General features: G+C 35.5%; 10 protein-coding genes. 5 read left to right on the forward strand and 5 right to left on the reverse strand.

The window, feature by feature from the left end; genetic code table 11:
• Nucleotides 1-363: 363 nt before the first annotated feature.
• Nucleotides 364-528 carry a hypothetical protein gene (locus tag R2Q59_RS03660; protein WP_316783746.1) on the forward strand — a complete coding sequence of 55 codons (165 nt, stop codon included), beginning with the start codon at nt 364-366 and terminating at the stop codon, nt 526-528.
• Nucleotides 529-1,383: 855 nt separating this feature from the next.
• Here R2Q59_RS03660 and R2Q59_RS03665 read toward each other — a convergent pair.
• The 3 genes from R2Q59_RS03665 to R2Q59_RS03675 all read right to left on the reverse strand — a co-directional run bounded on the left by R2Q59_RS03665 (nt 1,384) and on the right by R2Q59_RS03675 (nt 7,151).
• Nucleotides 1,384-2,610, reverse strand: a complete 1,227-nt coding sequence (locus tag R2Q59_RS03665) for a sterol desaturase family protein (RefSeq protein WP_316783748.1) — start codon at nt 2,608-2,610, stop codon at nt 1,384-1,386.
• A 393-nt stretch (nt 2,611-3,003) separates the two neighbouring features.
• Entirely contained in the window at nt 3,004-5,718 is a 2,715-nt protein-coding gene (locus R2Q59_RS03670; RefSeq protein ID WP_316783750.1) for a family 78 glycoside hydrolase catalytic domain, read from the reverse strand.
• Between the two features lie 8 nt (nt 5,719-5,726).
• Nucleotides 5,727-7,151 (reverse strand): family 43 glycosylhydrolase, encoded by a 1,425-nt coding sequence (locus R2Q59_RS03675; RefSeq protein ID WP_316783752.1) that lies wholly within the window; start codon nt 7,149-7,151, stop codon nt 5,727-5,729.
• Between the two features lie 280 nt (nt 7,152-7,431).
• Between R2Q59_RS03675 and R2Q59_RS03680 the strand changes: the two genes are divergently transcribed.
• The 4 genes from R2Q59_RS03680 (at nt 7,432) to R2Q59_RS03695 (ending at nt 13,484) form a co-directional block, all read left to right on the forward strand.
• Nucleotides 7,432-8,685 carry a glycoside hydrolase family 28 protein gene (locus tag R2Q59_RS03680; protein WP_316783754.1) on the forward strand — a complete coding sequence of 418 codons (1,254 nt, stop codon included), beginning with the start codon at nt 7,432-7,434 and terminating at the stop codon, nt 8,683-8,685.
• 99 nt (nt 8,686-8,784) lie between these two features.
• Complete coding sequence (locus R2Q59_RS03685) at nt 8,785-11,112, forward strand: beta-galactosidase (protein ID WP_316783756.1); 2,328 nt, start codon at nt 8,785-8,787, stop codon at nt 11,110-11,112.
• 119 nt (nt 11,113-11,231) lie between these two features.
• Nucleotides 11,232-12,533 carry a glycoside hydrolase family 43 protein gene (locus tag R2Q59_RS03690; RefSeq protein ID WP_316783758.1) on the forward strand — a complete coding sequence of 434 codons (1,302 nt, stop codon included), beginning with the start codon at nt 11,232-11,234 and terminating at the stop codon, nt 12,531-12,533.
• A gap of 3 nt (nt 12,534-12,536) precedes the next feature.
• Complete coding sequence (locus tag R2Q59_RS03695) at nt 12,537-13,484, forward strand: family 43 glycosylhydrolase (protein WP_316783760.1); 948 nt, start codon at nt 12,537-12,539, stop codon at nt 13,482-13,484.
• Between the two features lie 417 nt (nt 13,485-13,901).
• Here the strand turns inward: R2Q59_RS03695 and R2Q59_RS03700 are convergent, their stop codons facing one another.
• On the reverse strand, nt 13,902-15,491 hold the full coding sequence (locus R2Q59_RS03700) for a family 43 glycosylhydrolase (RefSeq protein ID WP_316783762.1): 1,590 nt from the start codon (nt 15,489-15,491) through the stop codon (nt 13,902-13,904).
• Between the two features lie 371 nt (nt 15,492-15,862).
• On the reverse strand, nt 15,863-17,530 hold the full coding sequence (locus R2Q59_RS03705) for a GH39 family glycosyl hydrolase (RefSeq protein ID WP_316783764.1): 1,668 nt from the start codon (nt 17,528-17,530) through the stop codon (nt 15,863-15,865).
• Nucleotides 17,531-17,538: the final 8 nt, after the last annotated feature.

A 17,538-nucleotide genomic window follows, 5' to 3' on the forward strand; every position in this document is an offset into this window, starting at 1 on the left:
ATTAAAATTAGAAATGGGAAATGAAAGGTAGTAATTCTTGGCGGTTGAAGCCCTGCTTTCCATTGCTGCCGAGCCGATAAAAATCGGTCGGCATACATTTCTCCCGATAGCTATCTGGACAGGTTTATTTAACAAAGGCAGTGGTTCTTGGTGAAAGTAAAGCTCCTGCAAATTATCCATAAAATTATAATTGTAATCCAATTTTTGAATAACCAATACTTATAATTAATTAGAGCAGGATAGCACAGGATGATATTTATTTTCACATTATTATATTTGATCAAGCTTTTTTTTTAAATTGAGCCAAGTAACCAAATATAAATTTCAAACAAGCCAGCCCTATAGGCTTTAGTACTGTACGTTATGAACAAAACCGAATTTAAAATAAGAATAGTGACTTGTTTGGTAAGTGCTATTTTATGTGTAATGACCGCCTATAATTATAAGGATCAGTGTAGGGATGTTAGTGTTATTAAAAAAGACAATGTTAGTTTAGTTGTGAAAAAAGGGCTTAAAAAGAAGGCTTAGATAAATTATCGCATCGTTCAGTAATTTGTTTGATGGCTTAAAGACAAATAGCTATAAACATAACTACCAAATATAGAATTTCTATCACGATGATAGTTGATTTGAGTTTATGTGATATACTTAGTTTCTTTTTCATAGTGTAAGATAGCTGTTTTTTATATAACAACTTTTTTTTTAGCTAGATATATAGTTGTTTGCGCTGTTTGGTAATATGAGCCATGGTTTTTAAACCTGACTAAGTGGAAATCCTTTTTATTTTTGCCTACCGTTGAAATGAGGAATGATTGAGATAGCTGTTACTATAATGCTGCTATCTTTCAGATTTCTCCTTGTAGTCGAAATGACGAAATTATAAAAAGATTTCCTGCCTAAGGTCAATGTCATTAAGTTCAGCTTGTTTGGTTCTACACCCTGAGCGTCATTGCAAAGCGAAGCAATCTTTCCTCTTTTTAGGATTTCATTTGGCTCCAACATTCCTGAAAGATTGCTTCGTCGCTACGCTTCCCTCGCAATGACGACCGCTTCAAATTATTAACTTAAGGACATTGTGCCTGCAGTAGGCAGAAAACGATGGGGGGCTTCGGTTACCAAGAGGTACCAGCAATTGTTTTCCAATAAATAATTCTACATTATTTGGTCTTTTTTAAGGTTTATACAAAAAATCTCATATTATTTTCAATAATTATGCTCAAAATCAGCATAGTACAGGACACTTTTGTTATTTTAACTATTTAAATTTGATTATTGTTTTAGTACTAATCATATAGGATAAGAAACAGTTATATTTGGTAATATATAAAAAGAGCGCTCTGGATGGATAGCTCTTTTTTTGTTTCATAGGTGGATGTTAGTTTCTTAATTTTCTATCTTCTCGTACTGTAGCACGTAAACTCTATAAACTTGGCTCAACGCAAATGTCCTTTCTAGAATGATTAAGGAAAGAGTTGGTAAAAATATCAAACCCAATAAGTCGAACTTAAAAAAGACATAAGCAAAAACCAAGATTAACCTTAAACACTCTAAGTAGTAAATCCACTTACGTTGTTCTAACAATGCCCCACAATTAATTAAGGTAATTAATAGAAATAATGTAATAAAAACCTTATCGTGTAGTTGTAAGGTATTGAAAAAAGCTGTGATAAATGTCAATAGCGTTACGCAAACTATCAATTGAAAATTAAGGTATTTCTTGAACTTAAATCGATACCGTTCTGGAGATTTGTGTTGTAAAAAACGTTTTTCTAATATGGGTCTAATGTCTTGATCTAGGGTAGCTGGATTACCAAAAACTATCTTTAGTTTATTCTTAATTCCCACTTCTCTTTTGCAAGCCTCTGCCAGTTCAAAATAATAATGGAAGTGTTGCCATAAAAAACTATAACTTTTAATGGGATGTGTTAAACCATATTTTGGTGCTTCTTCTTCCTTTTGAAAGGTGCCAAATAGCTTATCCCAAAACACAAATACATCACCGTAATTTTTATCGAGGTATTTCTCGTCGCTAGCATGGTGAATGCCATGTAATGATGGAGTGATTAATATGTTTTCAAGCCATCCCAATTTGCCTATTAACTGGGTATGTGTAAAGAAAGAATAGCCACCATGTACAGCCAATATGGTAATGACCATGGCTGGATGAAAGCCAATAAAAGGCAAGGCGCACCAAAATACATTTCTAATTAAGGCCTGAAAAGTGGTAATTCTGGCCGATACGCTTAAATTAAACTCCTCACTTTGATGGTGTACAATATGCGCTGCCCATAAGAAATTAATTTGATGCCCAAGTCTATGATACCAATACCAAACAAAATCTGTAGCTAGAATAAGCAAGACCCAAACCCACCATACGTTTGGGATATTGAAAACTGCATAGTTTTTATAGACAAAAAAGAATAAATCGTAAAAGCTAGCAGCAATAAATAAGTTGAGTAATCGCTCTGCAATACCAATACTTACATTGGAAACCGAGCTCTCATATTTAAACAGGTGTGCTTTTTTTAAATGTACCGCAATAGCGTACTCCATGTATAAAAAAATGAAAAAAGCTGGAATAGCAAATGCCAAATAATTAATGTTAATCATTTTTTGTTTTGGCTAAGGATATTAACTAAGGAACTATTTGGTACTTCTGATTGCTTCATCATCAACTAGTATTAGATGGTTATTGACGGCTTTAAATTCAAAACTTTCCAAAAGTATAAATATTTTATATAAAGACTACTATTTTTGTAGACTTTATTTTTATCGTGTTGCCGTCATTTCGAAATGAGCTTTTCGCGATTGAGGAAACTGTTTTGTGAGTTAATGAAATAAAGAAAGTTTCGGCAGGTGAGACACCATTTCGATAGGGCAGCATACCGTCATTCCCGTGCAGACGGGAATCTTAAAGGGTTAAACATCTATTCATTCTTCCATCGCATTAAGATTGCCAATCGAGCTGGCAATGACGACTAGATTCTTTATGGTTAAATAAGACTAGAGACTTCGTTTAAAAGTATGTTTACCAGAACCAATACCAGAAAGCAGAATGTAATTGCCACTGATTTTACCATTAACAGGTTTCCCATTAACACTTACTATTAGTGATGAGTTGGTTCCTTTTGGTATGTAAACATTAGCCATAACATTTGCTGGACTTTGTAAGGTTAATTGGTAAGTTTTCAAATCTCTTTCCCAAGCAACTTTAATGTCGCCTTTATCTGTAGGAACGCTTCCACTTACATTTTTCAATTCGCCTTTAAAATCGAGTGGTTTAATTTCTACCAATTCATGTTGTGGTTTAATAGACCTTACACCTAAAAAATATTGTTGCATGCCATCCAATCCGCTGGTTCCCCATGGATGGCACATGCTATCGTTTCTTTCTAGCGCATTCCATGATTCCCAAGTAGCAGTAGCACCTTGAGCGATGTTTTTTGCCCAGCCATCCCATTGGGTATTGGTATAAAGTTTTAGCAATTGTGAGGCTTCTTCTGCAAGGCCTAAGGCTTGTGGTAAAAAACGCAAGGTTACCATTCCAACACTCATGTTTCGTTCTTTTATCGCATTAATTACCGCTTTTTTATTCGCGGCGGGTACTATGCCCAATGCTAAAGGAAACATATTAGCGTGTTGGGAAACGTGTTTACTTTGAGTTCCATCGCTAAGTAATCCATCAATATAAACACCATCTTTATTAATCAATTCTTTGTTAATTGCCTTACTTATTGCAACTGCTTTAGCACGATATAAATCTGCATCAGCAGATTGCCCAATGATTGTTGCAATTTTAGCAATGATATCAAAATCTGCATAAGCATAAGCACTAATTACCGTTCTACTTGTGCTTTCCATGTCGTAACCATAACGCATGTTATTTGGCCAGTCAATAATTCCATAAGCATAAGGACCACTACCGCCTGCAAGTTTCTCTATCAATCCAGTTTTTGGATTGCTATAAGCGCTTACATATGCTGCTACCTTTTTAATTCTGGTATAGTTTGTTTTTAAAAATTCAGTATTGCCCGTCTGCAAATAATAATCCCACACCCATAAAAGGTATTGTTGGGTAAAATCTGGAATGTCTCTTTTTCCATCGGCATTGGGGTAAACTGCATTTAATCGCCCATCTGGCCAATATTGGTCTTGGGAATCCAAAAACTGAAGTAGTACCCTATGATTCATCGCTCTTTCACCCATGGTAATCATTGCACTTACCGCTTGGCTCCAGCCATCAGATAAAAAGCCTCCTTTTTCCCGTGTAGGGGTATCTACAAAATCTTCCTGTGCGCCTAGTGTTACAGAATGTGTCATCAATTCCCAAACCTTATCTAACATCGGGTTAGATGAATTGAAATTGGCACGTTCTGGTTCTAGTTCGTAATACCTTACTATAAAATTTACGTTCTCTGTTGTAAGTACAATCGGCGAGTTGTTTACCTGCAAATATTGATAACCCAAATAAACTATGGGTTTAAATTGAGCTGTATTGCCATTTAATACAAAGGAATAAGCCAAGTTTGTGCTTTGATTTATTTTTTCAGAAACTGTACCATCTTCCTTTAACACAAAACCACCTAACATTTTTACCGTATCACCTGCTTTTCCACCAGCAAAGCTAATATCTGGTACACCTGCATAGATTTTGCCTAGGTCGATGACATAACGACCATTGCCTAGGTTTTTAACAGCAACAGGTTTAATGGTTTTTTCTATTCGTCTCGTTAAATCTGGTTGCAGCTCGCCCGTAAAAGGAGCAGAAGGATGGGCACCTATTTCTTTGCTCTGTTGCCAATCAGCATCATTAAAGCCAGGTTTGTTCCAATCGGTTAAAGCCTTGCGACTATCTATTACATCAACAAAACCAATTCCTTCGCCACCTCTTTTTGCAGTGGCCGGATTAAATGCTGCAACCGGAATTTGCTTCCAGCTTTTATCTGTTCCAAATTCTGCTTTTGTGCCATCATTATAAGTAACAATTAATTTCAATATAAACCGGCTATCGCCTTTTGGCCTGCCTTGTCCGCCACCATACCAATGCGTCATTGCAGCAAGAGTATTTATGCTTTTTAGCTTGCCAGTTACATCGTAAGCATTGTAATAAGCATATTGAGGATAATGATGCGCTAATCCTTTGCCAATGATATCTCCATTGATATAAAGCTCATAATTGTGATAAGCAGAAAGATAAACAATGGCTTTTTTAACGGTTTTATTAACAAGTGATACTTCCTTTCTGAAATAAGTATAGTCGTTCACATCTTTGCTTTCACGTCTAATCCAAAAAGCGCCATTCCAGTCAGCAGCTTTAAATAAACCAGTGTCAAAATAGGTAAATGCAGCATACGGACTTACATTACCATCTTTATCCCAAGTGCGTACTTTCCAATAATAACGAGTGGCAGGGCTAAGGGTTTTTCCATTGAAATCAATATAATTCTGCGACCTCGATTTAGTTTTGCCACTATCCCAAATATCAGCATCGCCTTTGGCTAATTTTTCTGCGGTAGAAGCTACTAAAATCTGATAAGCAGATTGAATTTCATTTTCATCGATATCATTTACATACCAGCCAAAAAATGGATGGTCGTTGGTTCCAATTGTGTTTATTTTATCAGAAGTTCTAAGGTTAGTAGGAGAGCCTGGATTAGCAGCATTAACTTTTAAAATGCTTGTTAAACAAAGTAGGAAGCAGAAAAAGTATGTTTTCATATAATGATTTATTCCTTAATGATTAATTTATCCAATGAAATATTATAATCGGTACTGCCATAATTAGTTTTCTTTTTATCAGACCAATTTGGTTTTAATCCCGATACAGTAACAGTTAAAGTATATTCATCTTTTGGTAAGATTGGCGATAGAAAAACCATTGTACTTGTTGGCGATTTGGTATAAGTATCTACCAGGTTTTTAACCAATACCTTTCCTTTTTTATTAGTTAGAATAATTGAAGCATAACCATTATCTGATGACGACATGGCGTATAATCCTATCTGCGTACCTTTAAAAGTAAAAGAAAAAGCATCGCCTTTGGTAGCTGACCTACTTACTGATATAGAATCTGATAGATGTTTCCAATTACCTTGATAAATAATCAGTTTGTTGGTATTTTCTATAGTATTGAAATCTGATTTTTTGATTGCATGTACTCCTGTACTCGTGTTAACTGTCCAAGATTGAACATAGTTAGGAATAGAAATGCCATCAGCTGAAAACGTAATGGGTTGCCAAACATAGGTAGCGGCAGAAAGTTGAAAAGGGAACGACCATCTATCACCCATGTACATATAAGTAGTGTCTTTTGAACCTTCAATGGCTAAAACAAAAGTAGATTGGGAGTTCCAAGTGAGTTTATCTTTTGGTGCTAATAAACCTTTAGCTGTCCAAGGTCCGCTTAAAGAGGTTGAGGTATAATAATAGTTATCATTCTTTTCCCAACTGGTGAGGTTCGAACCAATGAAATAATAAGTATTGCCTTTTCTAAATAGGGTTGGAGATTCAAATCCGGTAGAGATTTGTTTGTTGGTTTCGGCAATTATAGATTTATAATCAGCTGCCAATTGGTGTATCACACCACCATGGGTGAGGATATATCCTGTTCCGTCTTTATCTTGAAAAGTTCCCATGTCCCATTTTTTGATGGGTTTGCCATTGAATAATATTGGGCCTTTAAATACATAAGGGCCAGTGATGTTTTTTGCAGTAGCGTAACCCACAAACTGGTCTTTATAACCTAAAGTATCAACATGCATATATATGAAATACTCACCAGATTTTGGGTTCTTCATTACCTTAACACGCTCTCCAACTCGATTTGGACCTAATTTGCCAGCCGCTTGAACAGGTAAGGCAATACTCTCGAATTTCCAGTTGTATAAGTCTTTTGAAGAATAACAGTTGAAGCCGACAAAAGCATTACTGGTATCACTATGTGCCTCGCCGAAGAGATAATATTTGTCTTTGTCTTTAATAATGTTGGCTCCATGTGCACTTACAATTTTCCCATTTTGGTCGTACCAAGGCAATCCAGAATAAATAGCATCGGTTTTACCTGCTTGTTGCGCAAATAAAGGTAAATTAAGGATAGAGCTAAGGATAAATAAAAATGCGCTTATAAACCTGATTGGATTTTGGCTGAACATGTTTAAAATTTGGTTAGACCAAATATAAATCATTATAACTTTCTTGGCATCCTGTACTGTTGCTATAATGCTAAAAAAATTGCTGTTATACAGGATGGAACAGGTTGCATATCATGATATCTTTATCCACCTTTACCTTACGTCTAAACAGCCAAATATTTCCCTTATTATGAATATCAAAACGCAAATCCTATTTTTCTGTGCAATCATATGCCTTTCTTTCGCAAGAAAGGATTCTGCTGTTATAATTAAAGAAATAAATATAACTGCACCGTTTAAAATGAACGCTATTAAAGTTCCTGATTTTTCAAATTGCAAAAGACTTTTAATCACTGATTTTGGAGCAGAAAAGGGTAATAAAGATAAAACTACAAAAGCCATTGCATTGGCAATAGCAGCAGCAAATAAGCAGAACGGTGGAGTGGTTGTTATACCTGAAGGAGAATGGTTAACTGGAAAAATTCATTTAAAAAGTAATGTTAATTTATACTTAAGCAAGGGTGCTTTATTGCTTTTTTCGGCAAATCCAGCCGACTATTTGCCTACTGTACACAGCAGTTGGGAGGGTATGGAATGCTACAATTATTCACCTTTAATTTATGCTTATCAATGTAAAAATGTTGCAATTACTGGCGAGGGAGAGATTAAAGCGCAAATGGATGTATGGGAAAAGTGGTTCTCCCGTCCAAAAGGTCATATGGAAAGTATTAAGCGGCTTTATAATTTAGCAATGGCTTACAGTCCGGTAACAGATCGACAAATGGTAAATGATACTGCTCACCTCAGACCGCAATTTATACAGTTTAACCGTAGTGAAAATGTCCTTATTGAAGGTATAAAAATTACAAATAGTCCATTTTGGACAATTCATCCTTATCTATCAAAAAATGTTGTAATCAGAAATGTGAAAGTTTATGCTCACGGTCATAATAATGATGGAGTTGACCCTGAAATGAGTCAGAATGTATTAATTGAGAATTGCACTTTTGATCAAGGTGATGATGCGATTGCAATTAAGTCTGGTCGTAACCCAGAAGGATGGCGGTTAAAAACTCCTTCTAAAAATATTATTATCCGCAATAATACAGTTAAAAATGGACATCAATTGGTAGCAATAGGAAGTGAACTTTCTGGTGGAATTGAAAATGTTTTAATCGAAAACTGCAAAGTAATTGATGGGGCAAAGCTTGATCACCTGATTTTTATCAAAACAAACGAAAGAATGGGCGGATATGTTAAAAATATCTACGCTAAAAATATAACTGCTGGTAAAATAAATCAAGGCATCTTAGGGATTGAAACTAATGTACTGTATCAATGGAAAACACTAGTACCTACAGTGATTAAAAAATTAACACCTATTAAAAACATTTACCTAGAAAATATCACTGCAAGTAATGTGAAATTTGTATCTCATTTACTTGGAGAGCAGTCATTGCCAATTGAAAATGTTGTACTAAAGAATGTGAAAGCAACAATAGTAACAGATAAAGTTAGTATTCACAATCATGTTAAATCATTTACAAGTAATTGATTTGGTGTTTTTTAAATAACATTAATAAAAGATTGATGAAATAAACGTTTTTTTGACGTTTATTCTTTTATTTTTGGTTAATCAAACTAAATGGCATCAATGAACTTCAACTTAAATAAGAAATATTTTCTACTTGTTGTATTTCTATTTTTCAGCATAGCACAATTAGCAGCACAGCAGAAACATACTTTCGCTATCAATAAAAACGATTTCTTTTTAGATGGCAAGCCTTTCCATATCATATCTGGCGAGATGCACTATGCTCGAGTACCTAGGGCATATTGGAGAGATAGGTTAAAAAAGGCAAGGTCGATGGGTTTAAATACCATTTGTACCTATATGTTTTGGAATGCCCATGAACCTGTAAAGGGAACGTATGATTTTAAAGACAACCTAGATATAGCTGAATTTTGCAAAATTGCAGCGGAAGAGGGATTGTGGGTAATTATTCGTCCAGGACCTTATACTTGTGCAGAATGGGATTTAGGCGGACTGCCATCTTATTTATTGAAGAATAAAAACATCGTCTTACGTACCTCGGATAGCGATTATATGCCTCAAACCTTAACATTTTTGAATAGGGCAGTACAAGCATTTAAAAATGCTCAAATTACAAAAGGCGGCAATGTGTTAATGGTGCAGGTAGAGAATGAGTATGGTGTTTATAAGTCTGATAAGGTTTATTTAGAAGCCATCAAAAATACTTTGTTAAAAGCAGGAGTGGATGTGCCCTTGTTTCATTGCGATTGGCCAGGGAAAAATTACTACGATAAAGGACATGTTGAAGGTGTAATACCAACCATTAATTTTGGTAGTAAGGCACAAAAAGGATTTGAGACTTTTGCACAATATGTGCCAGAAGGACCAAGGTTTAACTCTGAGTTTTGGACGGGTTGGTTCGATTACTGGGGCGGTAAGCATGAGGTACATTCAGTAAAAGAGAAATTGGAAGATTTTAAATGGATGATAGATAATGGTGTTTCTGTTAATCTATATATGTTCCATGGAGGTACAACTAATGGCTTTTTTCCTGGGGCAAATGGCAGTAATACTTATTATACGCCTTACACCACCAGTTATGATTATGATGCGCCTTTAAATGAAGATGGTGAACCAAATGATAAGTTCTATGCCTTTAGAGATGTGATTTTAAAGAAATATCCAGATTTAAAATTACCTGCTTTACCTACGCCAATTAAAAAGATTGTTATCCCTGAGTTTAAATTGACGCATTTTGCCTCTTTGGTTAATAATTTGCCAACTCCGAAAGTTTTTGAAACACCACAAAATATAGAGGCATTAGACCAGGCTTATGGTTTGATTTTATATGCTCACGATTTTACTGGCGAGTTAAAAGGTGAATTGAAAATTACTCGTGTAATGGATAGGGCAATGATTTATCTCGATGGCAAGAAAATTGGTGTATTGGATAGAAGGCTTAATCAGACTGCGATACAAGTTAACTTCCCGACAGGAAAACATAGGCTAGAAATATTGGTAGAACCTTTAGGAAGAGTAAATTTTGGTACGGCGATAGACAGCGAACGCAAAGGCATTACCGAAGGTGTTTATTTAAATGGAAAAGCCCTAAAAGGATGGCAACATTATCAATTTCCATTGGATAAAATAGAAAGTGTTAAAACCTCCTCTTCAAAAGGTGGATATCCTGAGTTTTTAAAAGGAAGTTTTACCGTAAATGAAATAGGAGATACTTATCTGGATACCCGTAATTTAGACCATGGCTTGCTTTGGCTAAATGGTAAATTAATTGGTAGGTATTGGGGTATTGGGCCTCAACAAACCTTATATATTCCAGGTTGTTGGATTAAAAAAGGGGTTAATCAGATTACGGTACTAGAGTTGGGTAGTCCTAAAGATAAATCAATAAAGGGCATTAAGGAGCAAATTTGGTCTACACAATTGGATTCTACATTATTGCATTCAAAAGTTGGTTCTAAATTAACTTTAAATGCTAATCAGTTGGTAAAAACCGGAGTGCTAGAAGATAAGGATGGCTGGCAAAATATCTCTTTTGATAAAACTGCTTCTGGACGTTATATCTGTTTAGAAAGTACTTCTAGTTATGAAAATTCGGCCGTTGCCGCCATAGCAGAATTAAGAATTTTAGACGCAAATGGACAAGAAGTACCGAGAGAAGAATGCACCATTGTTTATGCCGATAGCGAAGAATTTGAAAGAGAAAATGGCTTGGCAACCTTAATGATGGATAATCAGCCTACAACTTCTTGGCAAACACAATGGGGCTATAAAAAAGTAGCTCATCCACATCGTGTAGTTATAGATTTAGGAAAAGTAACCAATATCTCTGGTTTCAAATACCTTGCAGGCACACAAAAAACAAAAGGGAAAATTAAAGATTTCAATTTTTATGTTTCCAAAGAACAATTTACAATCGTAGCAAAATAATGATATAAGTATTGCGTCATTCCCGCAAAAGCGGGAATCGTAATGCGCCTGCAAAGCTTTTAACTGCCACTATGATGCTTAATATTTTGAGTATGACGAGACAAATTTAATTTATGAAAATGGAGAAATATATTTTAAAATACTTGTTAACTGTTGTTTTGTTGGTTACTATCGGCGAGAATTCACAAGCTCAAAACAAGGCTAAGATAGATGCTGCTGCTTTAAATATACCAACAGGCTATGCAAACAATCTCCATTGGGATTTACCCTTAGATTCTATAGGTAAAAATGGCTCGATAATCACTTGGAAATCGAGCAATCCAGCGTATGTTTCAGACAAAGGAAAACTGCTTAACCTTTCGCCTAGAAATACGATTAAGAAAAAGTTGAAGATGACAGCATTAATAACTTCTGGGAATATACAGGTTAAAAAGTCGTTTGATGTCACTGTAGCTTATCAAGAAATGCCTTTACAAGGTTATTTGTTTAGCTATTTCGAAGGTTCTGGTCCAAGAGATAAAGATGAACAAATTAGGTTTGGTGTAAGTGCCGATGCTGTTACCTGGTCTGCCTTAAATAAAAATCAGCCGATTATTCCTTCGGAGCTTATCTCTGGAACGGGGGGAGTGAGAGACCCACATATTTTAAGAGGCGAGGATGAAAAAAGCTTTTATATGGTAGCTACCGATATGAGCACTGCAAAAAATGGTTGGGGACATAATCCAGGGATTGTAATGCTAAAATCTGGAAACTTAATCGATTGGAAACACGGTTTTATAGATTTAGAAAAAGTCTATCCTACCAAGTTTAAAAACATCCAATGGGTTTGGGCACCACAAACTATTTACGACCCAGCTGCAGGGAAATATTTAGTTTATTTTACAGTTAAATTTAAGGATGATTTGAAGCTAGATTTTTATTCAGCTTATGCCAATGCAGATTTTAATGCTTTTGAAAATGAGCCGAAACTGATGTTTAGTCCGAAATATGGTGCTATAGATGGCGATATTATTTACAAAGATGGTACATATCATTTTTTTATTAAGGGAAACACCAAAGACGAAAATGGCAAGGAATATAAAAATGGAATTAGACAAGCCATTGGTAAAAGCTTACAGGGGCCTTGGGTAGAAGATTTTAATTATTTAGATGCCTATTCTGCCAAAAAAATTGTGGTAGAAGGTTCAAGTGTATTCAAGTTAAATAATTCAGATACATACATATTGATGTACGATTTGTACACCAATAAACGCTATGAATTTCAGCGTAGCAAAGATTTATATCAGTTTACACAAACACCTGAATCATTTACCAAAAACTTTTTTCCACGCCATGGCAGTATAATTGGTATTACCAAAGAAGAAGCAAAACGATTGAATGAAAAGTGGGGAGGGGTTCCCGAAATATTATTGAAAAACTAGCATATGAAAAATACATTATTAGCAACATTGAGTCTTTTCCTGTTTATCTCAACAGCTGATGCGCAAACAGATACTTTAAATGCACCTGCTACAGTTTTGCCTGGTGTGTATGCAGATCCTCATATTGCTGCTTTTGGTAAAAAGTTTTACATCTATCCAACTACCGATGGTTCAGAAGGATGGAAGGCAACAAGTTTTACAGCTTGGTCTTCTAAAGATTTGGTTAAATGGAAGTCTGAAAAAGTGATATTAGATTTACCAAGAGACATTAGTTGGGCAAAAGAGCGAGCTTGGGCACCTGCCATTGCTTATAAAAATGGTAAATACTATTACTACTTCTCTGCCGATGTAAATATTGGTGTCGCAGTGGCTGATAAACCAACTGGGCCGTTTAAGGACGCATTGGGAAAACCTCTTGTAAAAAAAGGAGCTTTAAAAGGCCAAATGATAGATCCAATGGTTTTTGTAGATGATGATGGCACTGCTTATTTATACTTCGGACAAGGGAACTGTAACATTGTAAAATTGAACGATGACATGATTTCTTATGATGCAACTAAAATCATATCAATTAAACCAAAAGGATATAACGAAGGTTCTTTTGTGTTTAAAAGAAACGGAAAATATTATTTAAGCTGGTCTGAATTTGATACCCGCGACCCAAGATATTCTGTAGCTTATGCCGTTTCAGATTCGCCAATGGGACCATTTGTTAAAGCAGAACAAAACCCAATTTTAAAAGGTAAAGGTGTTGTAAAAGGCGCTGGTCACCATTCTATTATGCAGGTTCCAGGCAAAGATGAATTTTATATTGCTTACCATCGCTTTAAAATTCCAGGTGGTAATGGTTACAACCGTGAAACCGCAATTTCACCTTTGAGATTTGACGATAAGGGGAATATTTTACCTGTTAATGTTTTTGAAAAAGTAAAGTCAGTTAAGATTAAGTAAATCAATTCCCCTCTTTTATAGGGGTGCACGCATAGCGGACAGGGTGTTTTATAAACCGCAAAGAGACGAAAAGCGCTAAGAATTAAGCTTTGCGTACTTTGCATCTTTGCGGTAAAAAAATCAACTTTGTTTTTAAAAAAGCAAAGGCAGTAGCTTTTTTGAGAGTAAATCCCACTTTACGTTTCAATCTTTTTGCCCTTCGACTACGCTCAGGATGACAAAAAGTATTTTCACTGCTCCCGATAGCTATCGGGACGGGTTTAGAAAATTTAATGCAGTGCAAAACACGAAATTTGCATACTGCCACCTTCATTTTTCTTAATTCCTTAATGTTGAAATAATTAAGCCCCAAAGAACTCCAAATGCACAAAGAGTTGTTCTTATACTTTGTGTTCTTCGTGCCTTGGTAGTAAAAACCTACTGAACTTTAATTAGCGACACATCATCAACACGACAAAAAGCATTTGCTTTTCCTTCAGCTAAAAATCCAATTTCTACTTTACCAGCTTTTATGGCAACGTTTTTTATGGTTATGGTTTTCCAGTTTGCATTTTCTTCCTTAACAAGATAATTAAAGGTTTTGCCATTGCTTAAAGCATATACCTCAAGCTTATTAAAACCATTGTTGTTTTTTACTTTAGCAGTTAACGTATAAGTTCCATCTGGTAATTTTACATAAGGCGTTGAAGTTATAATTTGAAATACCTTACGTTTAAAGTTTACTTTATCGTTGATGTATAGACTTTTTTCGCCTATCACCACTTTCCTGTCGGCTTCTGTATTAAAATAATTTAAGTCTGGCGAGTTAGCGCTATCCAGACTAATTTTATTGCCTTCAATAATTTGTGTTGTCCATCCTGTTAATTGTGTTTGTACAGGTTTAACAACACTCGGAATACGTTTTCTATCGGCTTCAAAACTTCCGTTTCTCACGTAATCATTATCTTTGGCCACATTCCATTTGCCTGTTTTAGCATCTAAATTCCAAGAATTAAGTGAGTTAAAATAGGGTGTTTTACCATCAAATGAAATTGGAAACCATTGATTATAACCTAAACCGTTACCTGCAAAATCTGCCCAACGGTCGCCACAATAAATAACAGTTTCTTGTTCGCTACCTTTTACATTTACAAAAAAACCGGTTTGTGTTATATGTGCGTAATCTGCCTCACTACCTTTCATCACTAACATATTGTTGGTTGGTGTGTAAGGCCCTCTAATGTTATCAGAAACCAGATAATAGGCAAGAGAACCGTCCCATCCGTAGATATTTGAAGCAAACATGTAATACTTGCCGTTGTATTTAAACATACAATTACCCTCACGACTTTCGCCCTTGAATATTTGTGTGCAATCTAACAAGTTAACTTTTCCATCTTTTACACCTATTTCAGAAACATAGATTTTATTTCGGCCCCTGCCATAAGAATAAACGAGGTAAGATTTTCCAGTATCTTCATCTGTAAATACGGTTTGGTCGCCCGTATTGGTGGTTCCAATCATCTCCAGCATACTAATTTCTTGATGCCAAGTAAATTCGCCAGCTGGTGTATCAGAAACTGTTATCAAGACTTTTCCGCCATGCTGAACAAACATGGCATACTTTTTCAATTGTTTAATATAGGCAACACCTAAACGACCAACCCAAGTTTTACTGGTCTTATTTGTTTCGGCCTTTGTTAAAACATCATTTTCAAAAGTCCAGTTCACTAAATCTGTAGAAGTATAACAAGTAACAGATTCGAATGTAGCTTTTGGTTGTGTGATAGAAGGGTCGATTCGATATTTATCCGCCTCTGCGTAGTTAACGCCATACCAGTAATATTTTTTTATGCCTGTTTTTGGGTCGACAAATTTAAATATCCCACCACCTTGACTATTTATTGGTTTGCCATCTTTGGTTTTCCAAAAGACATCGTTTTTGATGTTATTTGTTTGGGCTTTAGTAATTGCACTAATCAATAAAAATAATGCAACTATTACTGAATAATTTTTTAACCTTTTCATATGATTTAGTATTCTGATCCCAAAATTTTATGCGCTAGGGGACGCCAACATTGTTAAGGAAGTAAAAATTATTAGAACTTATTTTCAGACCTCAGAGAGGTCTTATATCTATAGTTATTATGCAATGATAGTGTGCGACCCCAGCTGGGGTCGAATGTATGCTTTGTAATTTCCCTATAGATATTTTATCCCCCGAAATTTCGGGGCAGGCTCTTTGGGAAAATTGAAAGCTCCGTTTGATTTTGACCTTATCATTTTTTCTATATCAACTCTATGCATGTGTGTTAATTTTAAACATATAAAGGCTTTTGGCGACCTATGCAAAAAAAATCTAAGCTTACCGTCCTCTCCAAAGTGCTAATCTATCTTCATCAATCTATCTTTAATAAGGAAATACCTTGTCTGCCTAATTCAAATTTAAAAGGACCAGATTTAGTATCGAATTTAATGGGTTTGCCAATTGTCTTTAACAAACTTGCCTTTTCTAATGTTGCAATCTGTGCTGTAGTTGGACTTGGAGGAGAACCCATCTTTTTCCATTCTTCGTAAGAGTTGCTATTTAGATCATCAATACGATATTGAGTAATGGTAACCACTTTTTTGTTTAAACCATTTAAAGAAACTGAGACCATGTCATTAGCTCCTTTTTTATCTTCGTCGTGGTAATTCCAAATCATTACCGTTGCAGAATTTTCAGCCTTTGCTGCCAAAACCCCAATGTCTGGTACAGGCTTTCTAATACTCGAATCTAAAACAAGTTTGAGATTATACATTTGGTCGCTTTTTACATCAACTCTATCGCCTTTCATCATGGCAAACATTCTGAAAACATTTAATACAGGTTTGTTTACACCATTAGTAGCTAAATCCCTAAAACCAGCAAACCAAGGTTGATTTTCAAACTCGAATGACCAACTTACAGCACCTAAAAGGTTAATTTTATATTGCGTGGTTAATTCATATAACCTTGCAAAAGATGCTGCGGTGTAACTGGAATACATCGTTCCATTTCTGTAAGCATTTTCTGGATTGGTAGACATCCCGCAAGCAGCACATCCCTCTGGGTCAAACTCGCCAATAATTACTGGAATGTTCTTAAGCTCTGGATATTTACTGATGACTTTATAGTTGTCGTTTACATTTCTAAGCTCGGTTCTAATATTCATCACCACTGTGCCATTAACTACCCTTGGTGAGCCTTTAGCGTGAAATAACACTGCATCTAACGGCGAACCGATTTTACCAGTAACATAGTTCGTGTCTTTTAAACAATGTTTGATAAAGGCATCCAAATATTTACTTCCGCCACCAGTTACGTTGGCTCCACCAATTTTTGCAGTCGGTAAAGCTCTTTTTAGTCCATCAGCGGCATAATCGTATAGTTTAAAGAAATCTTTTTGTGTACTTTTCCAATAAGCACCGTCTGGTTCATTCCAAACTTCCCAATACCAACTCTCTACTTCCTTTTGGCCATATCTTTCTACACAATGTTTAACCCATTCGTAAACTAAATTGCCCCATTTTTTATAATCCTTAGGTGGATAAGCCCAACCGGTAAGAATCTCATCGTATTTTACACCAGGTTTCCATTTATGTTGGTAAGGATTTGGTTTAATAGACAAGGCTTCGGGCATAAAACCAATTTGCGCCAAAGGTTTCATCCCTCTTTTTACATAAGTATCGAATATTTGATCAACTATTTTCCAATTATAAACAGGATTGCCGTTTGCATCTTCAGTGTAAGCATTGGTCGAGCCCCATTTTAAAGCAGGTGTTCCATCTCCAGTGGTTAATAAATTATGTGCTCTTACATAAACAGGAACCGGACTAAATTTTGAAATATCAGTCAGTAATTTCTGACCATCTTTCATGTAAGTATAATTAGGCTCATCATAACCAAACCACGCCCAGATGGGTTTCATCTCTTCGATTTTTTTATCGAAGTTAACCTCAATATTAGCCTTGTTTTGCGCATTGCTTATTTGAGTTGATGCCAAAATCAATAAAATGATAAGGCTTGTTTTGTTTAATAATCTCATCTGGTTTT

Origin of the sequence: Pedobacter frigiditerrae, from assembly GCF_032678705.1 — a bacterium.
GTDB lineage: Bacteria > Bacteroidota > Bacteroidia > Sphingobacteriales > Sphingobacteriaceae > Pedobacter > Pedobacter frigiditerrae_A.

Bases quoted from the DNA above. Each gene is read 5' to 3' on its own strand.
- R2Q59_RS03665 (WP_316783748.1), bottom strand. From the start codon at position 2,610: ATGATTAACATTAATTATTTGGCATTTGCTATTCCAGCTTTTTTCATT.
- R2Q59_RS03685 (WP_316783756.1), top strand. From the start codon at position 8,785: ATGAACTTCAACTTAAATAAGAAATATTTTCTACTTGTTGTATTTCTA.
- R2Q59_RS03680 (WP_316783754.1), top strand. From the start codon at position 7,432: ATGAACGCTATTAAAGTTCCTGATTTTTCAAATTGCAAAAGACTTTTA.
- R2Q59_RS03700 (WP_316783762.1), bottom strand. From the start codon at position 15,491: ATGAAAAGGTTAAAAAATTATTCAGTAATAGTTGCATTATTTTTATTG.
- R2Q59_RS03660 (WP_316783746.1), top strand. From the start codon at position 364: ATGAACAAAACCGAATTTAAAATAAGAATAGTGACTTGTTTGGTAAGT.
- R2Q59_RS03690 (WP_316783758.1), top strand. From the start codon at position 11,232: ATGGAGAAATATATTTTAAAATACTTGTTAACTGTTGTTTTGTTGGTT.
- R2Q59_RS03670 (WP_316783750.1), bottom strand. From the start codon at position 5,718: ATGAAAACATACTTTTTCTGCTTCCTACTTTGTTTAACAAGCATTTTA.
- R2Q59_RS03705 (WP_316783764.1), bottom strand. From the start codon at position 17,530: ATGAGATTATTAAACAAAACAAGCCTTATCATTTTATTGATTTTGGCA.
- R2Q59_RS03675 (WP_316783752.1), bottom strand. From the start codon at position 7,151: ATGTTCAGCCAAAATCCAATCAGGTTTATAAGCGCATTTTTATTTATC.
- R2Q59_RS03695 (WP_316783760.1), top strand. From the start codon at position 12,537: ATGAAAAATACATTATTAGCAACATTGAGTCTTTTCCTGTTTATCTCA.